Below are 13947 nucleotides of genomic sequence, written 5' to 3'. Positions count from 1 at the left end.
GTTCTATCGTAGATTCTATTGTCGAATTTGGTGCAGGTGATGGTAGTCCGGTGATTCGCTGCTTATTAAAAATAAATTTTGCAGGTTCTATCCACGGCTATGACTTGAATCCAATCTCCTGTAAAGTTGCTTAATCCAAGATTGAGCATTATCATCTGAAGCATCAATGCATCATTCATAGCGAATGTTTTCTTAGCTATTTACCAGCAGGGGCAAATTATTTAATTTTCAACCCTACCTACCTTCATGCTCCAGATCATGGCCTTTATATACCGTCTATGAATGGAAGAACCGATGGAGCAAAAATTGCTAAAAAACCTACTCTCTATTGGATTTTATGGTGCTATATTAATGATTTCTGCATATTCTAATCCAATTGAAACAGTGGAATATGAGATCGCTCAGAGCTATCAAACCATTGATCTCATGGTGACACTACTTAAGTTTGGCTATTATAGCTGTGAGCCCAAAGTGAAACAGGCGATCGAAGAACTGTGGAAAAATCGCAAAGCCTTCTACTCTCAAAATACTTACTTCTTAGCAGGCGTCTTGTTCAGGCAGAAAAAAGTCTCTAGCGTCGATCTTTCTACAGAATTTCTGAAGGTGATGACCGCCTTATAGACGAGTGGGCATTACCTACCTTACATTTGTTGCCTGTCGCCTGCTACCTGTCACCTGCGATAGTACCTTTGCTCCAACCATAGCCGCACTTCCAACTCAGAACCAAAGGAAATGGAACGTCCGGTTTCTGGATCAAATACCTGCCAGCTTGTGATACGACCCTGGCGATTGATTTTGTGGGTTACTTTCGGCTCATACTGGGTAGACATAGTTTGTACACAAGCTTGCCAGGTTCGTTGCAGTAAGGAAAGTAAGTGAGAAGGTAAATGCTTCGATAGGCCGGAGGATTGCGCAAGAAATTTCCTGCCCATAATGCGCTGATGCTGTGGAGTGTTCATTACATCATCACTCCTGAGATGAATGAGTTGAATTCCTTCTAATGTGCTTCAGTTATTTCAGTTGCGAGAAGGTACAGATCAGAGAAGTTTGACTAGTACAGTGATCAAGTCTGAGAACTGTTCTATATAGATCTCTGTAAACTGTACCAGGACATTTTGGGAAAGATGAAGGATAAAGGATAGAGATGGTGCGAAAAGAGATGCCTTTTTGCCATGAAAATTCCCCTTGATCGCTAGGCAACAAAACCCATTTATTTGCAAATTCGAGATCGCGTCCATCGCCTGATTGCTTCAGGGGCACTCAAACCTGGCGATCGCTTGCCTTCAGTACGGGAATTGGCGAAAGAAGCTCAGGTGAATAAACTGACGGTTATTGAAGCCTATAGCGTCTTAGAAGCGGATGGACTGATTCATGCCCGTCAAGGGACTGGATATTTCGTCAACCACTGTCCCATGACACCAGCAAAACTGGAATCGACCTTTGCGCCCGTTCAAGATGTGGTGATTCCAGAACCGCAATGTGGTTCCTTCTGCAAAGCCTATATGACCTCACTTCAAGCCCATCGTCAGCGCGGCATTCTGGACTTCAGTAGCGGTTTTCCTCAGGCCTTTGGCTTGGAAGATTTGCAGCGGATTGCTCGCCGTGCCATGAACCAGATCGCGGATACTCTCTACAACTACGACACCCCTGAAGGATTGCAAGTTTTGCGTCAGCAAATTGCCCAACTCCTGGTGCAAATGGGGATGGTAGTTGCAGCAGATGACATTATCATCACAACGGGCTCCATGCAGGGCATTTCACTCGCCATTCGCTACTATGTCGAACCAAGCGATTGGGTGATTGTAGAAACTCCCACTTACCACGGTGTGCTAGCCATTTTAGAAAACCAGGGAGCACGCACGATTGGAATTCCTATGACCAGCGAAGGAATGAATTTGGACTTGCTGGAGCAATACCTGAAAAGCCACCGTCCCAAGCTGATTTATACCGTCAGTACCTTACACAATCCCACAGGTGTCACCACCACTCCTTCCCACCGGCAGCGACTTCTGGAATTAGCTCAGCAGTATGAATGTCCTGTTCTGGAAGACGACGCCTACGAAGGATTGAATTTTGAACCTGTTCCTGCCCCCATCAAAGCCCTTGATCAGCACGATACCGTGATTTATGTGGGCACCTTTTCTAAAACATTGATGGCAGGTTTGCGTGTTGGCTACATGGTGGTTACGGGCTCTCACCGACAGTTATTGATTGAACAAAAGCTAATGGATGATTTGCACACACCCACACCTTCTCAGGCGATCGTTAGTGAGTATCTAGCATCGGGGCATTTTCGCCATCGGCTCAATCATCTACGAACCTGGCACCTCCAGAGCCGGAACGCGATGCTGCAAGCGCTAGCTGACTGCTTTCCTCAAGAAGCCACATGGACCGTTCCAGCAGGAGGGCTGCTCCTATGGGCACAACTCCCTGACAATCTGCCTCTTGCGCCGATCTGCCAGAAAATTCGGGAACAGGGAGTGTTGGTCACACCAGCGACTACATTTTTTCCCGATCGCCGCGGCTATAACGCAATGCGACTCAATTTTTCACGCACAGCAGAAGAGATTGCCTGGGGCATTTCAATCGTAGGTGAGCAGTTGAAAGCCCATATGGGTAGCAAAAACTACTAATTCCCAATGTTCCAACTCAAAGATCGCACTGGGGGATTAGAACGTTTGTTCAGGTGGTAGTGTTCAAATCATAATGATTTTTCCAGCTTGAAATGATGGCGGCCAGTGCCGTTCATCATTACCTCTTGAGATCTACCCGTTTGTTCAGGTTTCAAAACTACAGATATAGCTCTACGCGGGTGCGTTAGGACATTGGAATTAGAGAGGGAGTGGGGGCTTCGCCCCCAGCTAGGGTTTCCACCCCTGCACCCCGTTCTAACCATAATGACTACCGCTATACAATCGAAAAAAATTCAATGACCTACTTGACTCCATCCTCCTCAGAGGCTGTTGTGGCGGCATGGGACAAGGTAATGAACCGCGTCGCTTTGACCTCACCAAGAATATGCTCTGAAAGGTACTGAGGACTGAGTGCTGATCAAGGTTAATCCTTAGTCCTCAGCACTCAGCACTGACGATTGGCGGTGGAGGCCACGCAAACCTGCGACAATCCTGAGTGCGAGTTTATACTGCTTTTCAGCAACGCTCTGTAGCTACATCTGTTGCCCATTGCTTTCTATCGCACCCATTGCTTTCTATCGCAATAGAAGTGAAATCGCTTGGAGCAAACCGATCGCAAAGCCCAGAATACCACCTAGGTTCACAATTGCCTGAAGTTCACTTCTGACAATACCATTGATAGCCGCCTCCAGATCTTTGGGAGAGGTGGCTTTAACGCGATCAATAATCACCTGGTCAATATTCAGGATGGGAATCAGTTGGGCAACCAGTGCTTCTAATTCTTGCTCCAGATACCGTTCCAGGATCAATGCTAATTCCAGACTCACCACTTCCAGCGATTCAGAAACAGCTTCTGAAGTGGTCAACCGATTCAGGATAACCGTCGCCAAATTTTCCCAATCAATGGATTTACTCAATTCCTGTAACAGGTCAGTTCCCTTCTCCTGGATGTAATCGCGCACAGTATCTCGTAAAGTCTTCCGCAACTGCCGCACGGTTGAAACAGGCAGATTTTGCAGCGATAAATTTTGCAGCAATTCTTTCAACCGCTGCCGGATACTCAGGGAAACAATTAACTCTTCCAATCGACGATTGCTCTCTTCCCGTTCATCCAGCAAAAAGGTGCGCAAGCGTGTGAGAGCATTCCGTACCCCAAACAAATTAGCAACGACCCAATAGGTGCCGCTGGTTCTTTCACGAAAGCCTTCATCAATGACCTGAATATTGCGATCAGTTAGGAAATCAATTAGCCCCTGCCGAATCACATCCGGTGGTAACACCACCTGAAGTAGCCAGTCTGCTAGTTTAGTGGCCTGGTCATCACTCAACTGAATTTCCAGCAGTACCTGGTCAAAAATTTGATTGAGCTGAGCTTCCAGGAAATCTTCTCGCCGGGCCAGAACTTTGAGCAGCCGCGGCAAGGATTGCCCAAACAAGTCTCGCAGAATATTCGCCAGTACTTTGGCCGACTTTGGGTTCTTGTCACTTTGAATCTGATCTAATCCTAATTTCAGCAACCAGAGAATGGCTATCTGGACTCGCTCTGTTTGCAGCAATCGCCGGGCGAGATTTTGCAACTCCTCCGGAGTCAGCAGAGACCCCATGATGGTATCTGAAATGCGCTTTGCCAACCGTTCCTGGTTGCGGGGAATCAGACCAGGGGTAAATGGAAGACGGCGATCGCCGATATACCAGGCCCGGTAAGGGCGAAACAGCATCTTAATGGCAATGTCATTTGTGAAATAGCCAATGATGGCACCCATAATGGGAGGGCCGACATAGAGCCAGATTGTCCATAAAACGGAGAGATCCAAGGTTAGTACAGAAGTGAAGGGAAAAGTTATTAGTTGTTGGTTGTTAACTGTGAGAAGGGAGTAAATGGGTGGATGAGTGATGACGTGATGAAGTAATAGTTCTTTACACCGAGTACTCCCCTACTTTCCTACTCCATCACTCCGCCACCCTCCTACTCATTTACCCATCCATTTATTTATTGACAACCAACACTCCCATCGTACCCCCGGTAATCGGGTAGTGGGTGGCGGTGGAAAACCCTACCTTAATGGCGAGTTTTACCTGCTCCTGCCCGGTGGGAAATCGGTTAAGGCTAGGAGCAATGTAGGCATATTCTTCCGTGAGGCCAAATCGTTGAGCCGCAGGAACGACAATTGCATCCAGGTACCACTGCTGAAAAGCCCGAACCTGAGCATTCGTGGGGTGGTTGAAGTCTAAAATGGCAGCTTTGGCACCGGGTTTTAGGACTCGGTGGAGTTCCTTGAGGCTGCGGAAAATGTCGGTTACATTGCGTAACCCGTAGCCCATGGTGGCTGCGTCAAATTGGCAATCAGGAAATGGGAGATTGAGGGCATCGCCTTCGATCCAGGTAATAGGCAAATTCAAGTAACGGGCCTGAACCCGCTGACGGGCGATCGCCAGTTGTTCTGGAGAAAAATCCACCCCAAATACCTGCCCCTTCATGCCTACCCGCTCTGCCAGCATTTGAGCCAGGTCACCACTGCCGCAACATACATCCAGGCAGGTATCTCCAGGTTTTGCCCCACTCCACTTCACCGTCATCTGCTTCCAGATCCGATGTTGCCCCAGGCTCAGCCAGTTGTTGAGTTGGTCATAGACCGGAGCAATACGGTTGAAGATGGTGCGAATCTGGTCTGAGTTCATATGGTGGGTTAGGGGAAGTTCAGTGAGGAGCGAGGAGTGAGGGGTTGGCGAAATAGGTTTGGGACTTCTGAGTTTAGTCTAGAGTCTAATGGAGTTGTATAGCGGTAGTCATATAGTAATGACTACCGCTATACTGGACCGATGCCATCGTCCACTAGGGTTAAACATCAGTAGGGACGTCCCATGGAACGTTCCTACTGACGTCAAACCAGTATTTTTGATTTTACTTTTGAATTTTTGATTTTAGTTCGTGGACCTAAGCAACCGGGCGGTAATAGCGGGTGCTGGTTAGTGCCAGAGCCACTTGCTGGGCAGAAAGATGGAGCAGTAACAGTTCATCTTCGCGCAAAGTGCAGGGCTTCTTCCATTGCAGCGAGAGCACCGCGAGGACTTCATTCCGGTAGGTGACCGGAATGATCAAATGGGCCTGAACTCCAGAATTACTGTAATGCTCAACTCCTGATAGGGAAGTATCGGCAGGAACGTTAACAGCCACCTGAATCTTTTGGGAGGCGATTGCTTCCTTCACCAGCGGGTCTTTATCTAGCCAGTTTTCGGCAGCACCTTCTGTACTGTAGGTAGCGGATTTGGGCACCAGAGCTCCCCCTTCCACCAGTTGCAAAATACAAATATCAGCTTGAAAGTTTTTGCCAAAGGCAATGGCAATGGGTTCGAGGCAAGCTTCCAGGCTGCTAGCCTCCTGGGTCACTTTGACGATAGTAGAGAGGAGTTCGGTCTGGGCCTGCGATCGCCGCAACTCTTCGGTACGTTGCTTCAGCAATTCGTAAGTTTCTGCCGCCCGCTGCACAACCGCTTTCAACTCGTTGGGGTCCCAGGGTTTGGTGATGTATTTATACACCTGCCCAGAGTTAATCGCTTCCACCAGATCTTCCACATCAGTGAAGCCAGTCAGAATAATCCGCATTGTGTCCGGGAACTGCGGAACAGTCCGGCTCAGAAACTCAGTTCCCTTCATTTCTGGCATCCGCTGATCTGAAATGATTACCGCGACCTCACCTTCAGCCGCAAGCAACTCCAGAGCACGCACCCCACTTTCTGCCTTCAGTACATTAAAATCGCGCCGGAAGGTTCGATACAGCAAATCCAGGTTGTCAGGTTCATCATCAACCACCAGCATCTTTGCTTTCTTGGGTCGTTCCAGACTCATCAGTTGACGGCTGATGGTGTCAAGCTCGGGGATCGCATAGGTCATAGACGGTCAATTCCTTTAAGCAAAGCCGAAATCCAATTAGATTTACCTTACGGGTTATCGCAGACAAATTGATGGCAGGCAGATGACAAATCAATGCTCTACCTTCTTAGTCTTGCCAAATTCCTACAATTTCTAACTTGCTTTTCTAAAAAAATGCGATCGCCCCATCACAATGGATTCTCCTGAATGGTGACGATGAAGCAAGTGACATCTCTCCCCCTTACATTCAGGGAAGGTGAAATGAATCTGGCTGGTCATGCCCAGACAGGATAGTTATAAAGGGGTACAGGGGAGCCTCTATCGCTTCAATGACATCGAAGCTTGCAGAATTGAGAGAACTTCAACCTCTTCAGGATCATTTAGCGGAAGTTCCCAGGAACCAGCTTCAACGGAGGAAAGCGGAGAAATAGAATGCTGTGAATTTCCAGTTACGTACCCAATATAGTTACCCATCAAAAAGTACACCCCTACCATCGCGGCGGCTGAAAACGCTACCAGTGTCCCTGCCAGCATCAGCGAGAACTCACGGCGATCGATTGCTTGCTGCATCAAATGCAGAGACCAAGAAACAAGCGCGATGACAATAGCAAGAATGGATATCAGCATACGTTACATATTGTAACAGATGCTCAGGAAAAGGAACCAGGAATCAGGGAAAGTGAGGGGAAGGAGGGGGGATGGGAGGAAGGAGCCAGAAGGCAGGAGGATCTAAGAAGGAAGAAAGAAGAAGGAAGAAAGAGGAAAGGAGCCAGGAGTCAGAAGTGAGTATGGGAGTGGGGATGAGGGGGTAAAGGAGGGATGGACTGAGGGGACAACTCCCAATTCCTCGAGTCTGCCCTGTTGCCTGTTGCCTTCATCCACCCCTCCACTCATCCACCCCTCCACGGACGGGTACCTGGCGCTCTGATAGGTAGGATTTGATCTGAGGAACGGTTAATTGTCCGTAATGCAGTAGGGAAGCGAGGAGGGCAGCTTCGGCTCTGCCTGCGGTTAGGGCTGCGTAGATGTGTTCACAGTTGCCTGCCCCACCGGAGGCAATTACCGGAATTTCAACGCATTCGGCAATGGTGCGAGTTAATTCAAGGTCATAGCCTGTCTGGGTTCCATCAGCATCCATGCTGGTAACGAGTAGTTCTCCGGCTCCCCGCTTCTCAACTTCCTGAGCCCAGGCGATCGCATCCAGTCCAGTATTTTCACGTCCTCCACGCACGTAAACATCCCATCCTGGATTGTCAGAATCGTGACGGCGACGGGCATCAATAGCGACGACAATGCATTGGTTTCCAAAGCGATCGCTGGCGCGATCAACGAAACCTGGGTCCCGGACAGCCGCTGAGTTAATACTGACCTTATCTGCACCTGCCCTTAACAATTGTTTAATCATTTCTAAGTTTTGGATCCCCCCTCCCACTGTCAGAGGAATAAAAACCTGTTCTGCCGTTTGATAAACGACATCAATGATAATGTCCCGGTCTTCATGGGTGGCCGTAATATCCAGAAAAACCAATTCATCGGCCCCGGCATCGTTGTAGACCTGCGCCAGTTCTACTGGGTCTCCCGCATCCTTGAGATCCACAAAATTGACACCCTTCACTACTCGTCCTGCTTTAACATCCAGGCAAGGGAGAATTCGTTTTGCCAGCATTGCACTTTATTGGAAGAACCTGAACTCCTGGATTTTATAGCAGGCTGTCAGGAGTTGTTAGAAAGAGAGAAGAAGAAAGAAGAAGCCAGGAGTTCACTCAGAACTCAATACTCATCCACCCATCGACCCTCCTACTCCTTTCCCCTCCTGCCTTCTGCCTCCTAATACGTACTACCTTCTTTCATTTCGGTGGCATCTTTCGCTAAATCGGGTACAAGACGCTGATACACTGGGTTTTGGTCTATAGTCTTGGAGTTGAAATGGAAGTCGGTCAAAAAGTTCGTGTGCGGCGGTTACGCGATCGCGTGTCTAATGAAGTCGTAAAAAAACTGGGTCAGGTAGGCACTATTCGAGACTACAAAATGACAGATGGTAGTGGGATTGGAGTGCTGGTTCAGTTTGATGACAAATTTTCTACCTGGTTCTTTGAGGACGAGATAGAGATTTTGCAGTAAATCATATAGACAGGTGCAGTAAATTCATCGGCTCGCTAGACTGGCAAGTGCACGCTTAGAGCTTGGGAAGCTGACACATGGCTCTGATTTTGACATTTTTAGGAAAGGGCGGTGTGGGTCGAACGACCGTCGCGATCGCTACCGCCAAGCGGTTTGCCAGTCAGGGTAAGCGGGTTCTGCTGGCAATTCAGGAAGCAGGTCCAGCTCCGGGTTTAATGCTGGGAGTCAATTTGGAAACCGACCCCAAAGATTTGGCTCCCAACCTGCAAGTCGTCCAGTTTCAGGCGGCGACTCTGCTGGAGCGAAACTGGGAAGAATTAAAGAAGCTAGAAGCTAAATACCTGCGCACACCCTTCTTCAAAGAGGTGTTTGGTCAAGAACTGGGAGTGCTGCCAGGGATGGATCAGGCGCTTGTTCTCAATGCCATTCGGGAATACGATTCCAGCGGCCAGTATGACGTGATTGTGCTTGACGGTACGGGTGATCAGACAACCCTGAGAATGTTGGGTATGCCTGAGATTGCAAGCTGGTATATCCGCCGCTTCCGCAAGGTGTTTGCTGATTCGGATTTAGGCAAGACTCTATCCCCCTTTATTCAACCGATCACCAGTGCGGTACTGAATGTGGGTTGGACTGAAGATATTTTCAATCAACCTATGGCGCAGCAGGCAAACAACTTACTGGAGGAGGGGCGGAAGGCGATCGCCGATCCCAATCGAGTGGTGGCTTACCTGGTAGTCACAGAGGATGAAGGGGCGATCGCAACTGCAAAGTATCTCTGGGGGGCAGCTCAACAGGTGGGGCTTACAATTGGAGGAGTGATTTTCAATCGAGCCAGCGACATTTCGCTTGATCCGTTTTTTGCGCCCCTTCCCGTCAACCCAATACCCACCCAGCCCTTTAACGACTGGCAACCACTGATGGATGCACTGCCCAACTTTGACCAGGCATCCCAGGCTCCCCGAGCAATCGCCATCAACGTCGCAGAGCGGAAAGTCAGCCTATTTCTACCTGGTTTTGACAAGAAGCAGGTGAAGTTGACCAAGTATGGACCGGAAATCACGATAGAAGCAGGTGATCAACGGCGCAATATTTTTCTGCCTCCGGAGTTAAGCGGTAAGCCTGTCACCAGCGCTAAATTTCAGGACAGCTTTTTGATCATCTCTTTTTAATTAAGGAATTGGGAGGCAGCAGCGCAGAGAAGCCAGGAGCCAGAACCAGGAGCCAGAAGGGGAAAAGAGTTGGTGGGTGAGGGGGAGTAGGGGAGTGAGGGAGTAAAGAACAACCACCCTATCGCCCCATCCCTCATCCACCCCTCTACCCATTCACCTCTCTCTAACGACTAAGAACTAACAACCAGTAACTCACAACTGACCTTTCCCCCTGTCACTCATCCCCCATCTACCCGTCTACCCCCTTGCCCATCGCCTGTAGCCTCCATCAGCACTCAAAACTCTCCCACCCCCATTCCTTACTAACAAGTCTAAACCCCAACTGAACTCGGTGCTTAACGATGATGCCAGACCTGAATCCTTCTCAAATTGAAACGGAGTCCGCCTCGGTTGATGCAGCGGAAGTTGCACTGGTTTCTGATGCTACTTCACCCAATGGGGAACCTGCTAACGAACGAAGTGCTAAAACGCGTCAGCTTTTGGGGATGAAGGGAGCCCAAACTGGCGAGACGTCCATCTGGAAAATCCGGTTACAGTTGATGAAGCCGATTACCTGGATTCCGCTGATGTGGGGAGTGGTGTGCGGCGCTGCCTCATCCGGCAACTTTCGCTGGACACTGGAATATGTTTTGATTTCAGCCGCCTGTATGTTACTTTCGGGGCCGTTGCTGACGGGTTACACTCAGACTTTGAACGACTTTTATGATCGTGACATTGATGCCATCAATGAGCCCTACCGCCCCATCCCCTCTGGTGCGATCTCTATCCCACAAGTCGTTACTCAAATTCTGGTTCTGTTATGCGCCGGAATTGTCCTCGCCTATGGGCTGGATCAGTGGGCAGGGCACGAATTTCCCACCATCACGGTGATGGCGATCGGTGGTTCCTTCCTGTCCTATATCTACTCTGCTCCCCCGCTGAAGCTGAAACAAAACGGTTGGCTGGGGAACTATGCTCTGGGTGCTAGCTACATTGCGCTTCCCTGGTGGGCAGGGCATGCCCTATTTGGCGACCTGAACGGAACCATCATTGTGCTGACCCTGTTCTATAGTCTGGCGGGGCTGGGAATTGCTGTTGTGAATGACTTTAAAAGTGTGGAGGGCGATCGCCAACTCGGCTTAAAGTCTCTCCCTGTTATGTTTGGCATCACCACCGCCGCCTGGATCTGTGTTCTAATGATCGATGTTTTTCAAGTAGGAATTGCTGCCTACTTGATTCACATTCACCAGAACTTGTATGCTGCAACTTTATTGCTGTTAGTGATCCCTCAGATCACATTCCAGGATATGTACTTCCTCCGCGATCCGCTAAAAAATGACGTGAAGTATCAGGCAAGTGCCCAGCCATTTCTCGTTTTGGGGATGTTGGTCGCTGCTCTGGCACTGGGTCATGCTGGTGTTTGATGTGAACGGTGTTGGACAATGCTGGGCTCTCAGGGGCTAGAGTAGGAGTGGGTAGTAACTTGGTGGTGATGAGGCTTTAGAGTGGACGATTTTCTCTCGAAGATCAAAAAAATTTCGAGCGACTCTAATCGCTCAGAATCACTCCATCCGAAGGGTTTACAGAACACTGCTGCAAATCGCCGCTCTGCTTCTGCTTCCAGGCGATCTCGCCGAAATGATGGGGCCTGGTTAAGGCTTCGGCGCGTGTTTGATAAAACAGTACCAGCTCTGGATCGGGTAGAGGTGGAGGCTGCCCCCCCAAACCATCCGCGTGGGCGTAAACCTTTAAATAATCGGCGATGGTTCTGGTTGACCCTCCTGGTTGTTGGCGGAGGGGGAACTCTGGCATATGGGGTCTGGAGTATTGAGCGCGGCTTGCCCGACGTTTCAGATATTTCCAGCTTTACCCGTAATGGAACGCTGACGATCCAGGCCGCAGATGGCAGTATTTTGCAGCAGATTGGACCTGCTACTCGGGAAAAGCTGACCTATGAGCAGATTCCACCTAAGGTGGTGCAGGCATTTATCGCTGCAGAAGACCGTCGCTTCTACCAGCACAATGGGGTTGATTTCCAGTCGATTGTAAGGGCGATCGCCACGAATTTGCTCGCCAGGGATGTGGTAGAGGGCGGCAGCACCATCACTCAGCAGCTTGCTCGCGTTGTCTATCTGAGCCAGGAACGCAGTCTCTGGCGGAAGGTGCAAGAAGCCTTTCTGGCCCAGAAGATTGAACGGGAAATGAGCAAGCAGCAAGTACTGGAACGATACCTGAACCTGGTTTATCTTGGCTCCGGTGCCTACGGTGTTGCAGATGCTGCCTGGGTTTATTTCAGTAAATCTGTTGATCAACTGACTCTGCCCGAAATTGCCACAATCGCCGGTTTGCCGCCTGCCCCTAGCGACTATTCCCCACTGGTGAATCTGGATAAGGCCCTGCAGCGACGGAATGTGGTTTTGGAACGGATGCAAGAAGCAGGATATATTAGCGAAGCGGAGGCAGAGGCAGCCCGTAGTTTGCCATTACAAATTAAACCTAGCGTCCCCAAGAAACTCTACAGCGATACGCCCTATTTCACCTCTTACATTCAGCAACAACTTTCCAGACTAGTTTCCAAAGAAGCTCTGGAAATCGGGGGCCTGACCGTTGAAACAACGCTGAACCCCATTTGGCAGAAGGCAGCAGAAAAGGCAACTTCAGATGCTGTTAAAAACATCGGACCTTACGAAGGCTTTCAACAAGCAGCCCTGGTTTCAATTGATCCCAGTAATGGAGAAATCCGGGCTATGGTGGGGGGGACTGATTTTAGAAGTAGCCAGTTTAACCGGGTAACCCAGGCGCAACGACAGCCAGGGTCTGCATTTAAAACTATTCTGTACACGACTGCGATCGCCACAGGGATGTCTCCCTGGACATCCTATCTGGATGCTCCTTACTATATTGATGGCTACAAGCCCGAAAACTACAACAAAAAGTACAGCGGTTGGTTGACTCTTCGGGAAGCGCTGACAAACTCCGTCAATATTGTTTCCGTTAAGCTATTGATTGATATCGGATTTGACCCCGTGATTAAGATGGCACGGGAGATGGGCATCAAATCCAAGCTGTTGCCTACGTACTCATTGGCGTTGGGGGCTTCAGAGGTTAACTTGCTCGAACTAACCAGTGCTTATGGAGTTCTGGCTAATGGGGGTAAGTTTAACGAGCCGCACGGAATTCGCCGGATTCTTGACCGTAAAGGGAATGTTATTTACAACGCCGACTTCAAAGCCAGACAGGTAGTTGATCAGAACACCGTTGCCATTGTCACTTGGATGATGCAGGGAGTCGTGAATAGCGGTACAGGTCAGACTGCCCAACTGGGCGATCGCCCCGTTGCTGGCAAAACAGGCACTTCTGAAAATTCCCGTGACCTCTGGTTCGTTGGGTTTATCCCACAAGTGGTAACTGGTGTTTGGTTGGGGAACGACAATAACAGCCCCACCTGGAGTGCCAGCAGTACAGCCGCAGAAGTCTGGCACAACTTTATGGTAGTTGTCGTAAAAGGAATGCCAGTAAAAACTTTTGCAGATTTACCCCCCAATCTCGGTAGCCGCAAGGGCAGCATCAAAGCGAAGCCAGTCCGTCCTAACCGAACTTACATCATGGATAGATCCAGTGAAGGCTCTTCAGGGCAATCAAGTGGAGGTTACTATTCAAAACCGACTGAATCTCCGGCTGCAAACTCTACTCCTGTAAACGATTCATCGGCCCCTCCTCCTGAAGATAGCGCAACTCCGGCTGAACCGCCTACGATCCCAGTATCCCCATCAACAGGGTCTGAGCCATTACCTCCCCCTCCGGCAGGGAACTCGGTTCCTCCTGAACTTCCTCCTAGTGAACCGACTCCACCGCCCGCTTCTGAACCTTCTCCTTCCGTTCCGCCCAACTAAGGGTAGGCTGGCCCTTGAAGCAGTTTCTATTTTCCCGTTTTGTTAGTTGGAGTCCTTTTGATGAACGTATTGATGAACGTAGTACTGGCTACTGTTTCCGCTGCTGGACATTTTCCTGTCGCGTTTACTGCGGTTTACGTGGTGGGATTCATTGCTGCCGTCACCATTGGTTCAATTGCCTGGTATAACTCCAAGCGTCCTGCCGGTTGGGAGGATAAAGAGCGTCCAGATTTCGTACCGAAAGTCAAAGATGACCATTATCCAGACTCCTGATCCAT

Annotated in this window: 13 protein-coding genes; 7 read left to right on the top strand and 6 right to left on the bottom strand. The window is 49.5% G+C overall.

Annotated features, from left to right (window positions below):
- The first annotated feature begins 351 nt into the window (after window positions 1–351).
- Complete coding sequence (locus P4D80_RS07430) at window positions 352–621, top strand: hypothetical protein (protein WP_421658366.1); 270 nt, start codon at window positions 352–354, stop codon at window positions 619–621.
- A 50-nt stretch (window positions 622–671) separates the two neighbouring features.
- Here P4D80_RS07430 and P4D80_RS07425 read toward each other — a convergent pair whose 3' ends face one another.
- Window positions 672–959 (bottom strand): hypothetical protein, encoded by a 288-nt coding sequence (locus P4D80_RS07425; protein ID WP_421658365.1) that lies wholly within the window; start codon window positions 957–959, stop codon window positions 672–674.
- A 255-nt stretch (window positions 960–1214) separates the two neighbouring features.
- Here P4D80_RS07425 and P4D80_RS07420 point away from each other — a divergent pair, with 255 nt between their 5' ends.
- Complete coding sequence (locus tag P4D80_RS07420; RefSeq protein WP_421658364.1) at window positions 1215–2633, top strand: PLP-dependent aminotransferase family protein; 1419 nt, start codon at window positions 1215–1217, stop codon at window positions 2631–2633.
- Window positions 2634–3208: 575 nt separating this feature from the next.
- On the opposite strand, the gene P4D80_RS07415 is transcribed toward P4D80_RS07420, so the two are convergent.
- The 5 genes from P4D80_RS07415 to hisF form a co-directional block, all read right to left on the bottom strand.
- Window positions 3209–4447, bottom strand: coding sequence for a DUF445 domain-containing protein (locus tag P4D80_RS07415; RefSeq protein WP_421658363.1), 1239 nt, complete (start codon window positions 4445–4447; stop codon window positions 3209–3211).
- Window positions 4448–4619: 172 nt separating this feature from the next.
- Window positions 4620–5312 carry a bifunctional demethylmenaquinone methyltransferase/2-methoxy-6-polyprenyl-1,4-benzoquinol methylase UbiE gene (gene ubiE, locus P4D80_RS07410; RefSeq protein WP_421658362.1) on the bottom strand — a complete coding sequence of 231 codons (693 nt, stop codon included), beginning with the start codon at window positions 5310–5312 and terminating at the stop codon, window positions 4620–4622.
- A 256-nt stretch (window positions 5313–5568) separates the two neighbouring features.
- Window positions 5569–6525, bottom strand: coding sequence for a response regulator (locus P4D80_RS07405; RefSeq protein ID WP_421658361.1), 957 nt, complete (start codon window positions 6523–6525; stop codon window positions 5569–5571).
- A gap of 297 nt (window positions 6526–6822) precedes the next feature.
- Window positions 6823–7074 (bottom strand): hypothetical protein, encoded by a 252-nt coding sequence (locus P4D80_RS07400; RefSeq protein ID WP_421658359.1) that lies wholly within the window; start codon window positions 7072–7074, stop codon window positions 6823–6825.
- A 304-nt stretch (window positions 7075–7378) separates the two neighbouring features.
- Entirely contained in the window at window positions 7379–8170 is a 792-nt protein-coding gene (hisF, locus tag P4D80_RS07395; protein WP_421658358.1) for an imidazole glycerol phosphate synthase subunit HisF, read from the bottom strand.
- A gap of 260 nt (window positions 8171–8430) precedes the next feature.
- On the opposite strand from hisF, the gene P4D80_RS07390 reads away from it, so the two are divergent.
- The 5 genes from P4D80_RS07390 (at window position 8431) to psb35 (ending at window position 13942) form a co-directional block, all read left to right on the top strand.
- Entirely contained in the window at window positions 8431–8625 is a 195-nt protein-coding gene (locus P4D80_RS07390; protein ID WP_421658357.1) for a DUF2862 domain-containing protein, read from the top strand.
- 77 nt (window positions 8626–8702) lie between these two features.
- Entirely contained in the window at window positions 8703–9797 is a 1095-nt protein-coding gene (locus P4D80_RS07385) for an ArsA family ATPase (protein WP_421658355.1), read from the top strand.
- 341 nt (window positions 9798–10138) lie between these two features.
- Entirely contained in the window at window positions 10139–11200 is a 1062-nt protein-coding gene (gene chlG / locus P4D80_RS07380; RefSeq protein ID WP_421658354.1) for a chlorophyll synthase ChlG, read from the top strand.
- Between the two features lie 81 nt (window positions 11201–11281).
- The gene (locus P4D80_RS07375; protein ID WP_421658353.1) at window positions 11282–13669 is read left to right on the top strand and encodes a transglycosylase domain-containing protein; all 2388 of its coding nucleotides are present in this window, start codon (window positions 11282–11284) and stop codon (window positions 13667–13669) included.
- A gap of 72 nt (window positions 13670–13741) precedes the next feature.
- Window positions 13742–13942, top strand: coding sequence for a photosystem II assembly protein Psb35 (psb35, locus tag P4D80_RS07370; RefSeq protein WP_421658352.1), 201 nt, complete (start codon window positions 13742–13744; stop codon window positions 13940–13942).
- The last annotated feature ends 5 nt before the right edge of the window (window positions 13943–13947 follow it).

The organism is Leptothermofonsia sp. ETS-13 (assembly GCF_049200465.1).
Taxonomy (GTDB): Bacteria; Cyanobacteriota; Cyanobacteriia; order Leptolyngbyales; family Leptolyngbyaceae; genus Leptothermofonsia.
The sequence above is the reverse complement of the archived record's forward strand: the minus strand, read 5'-3'. Positions and strand labels throughout refer to the sequence as shown.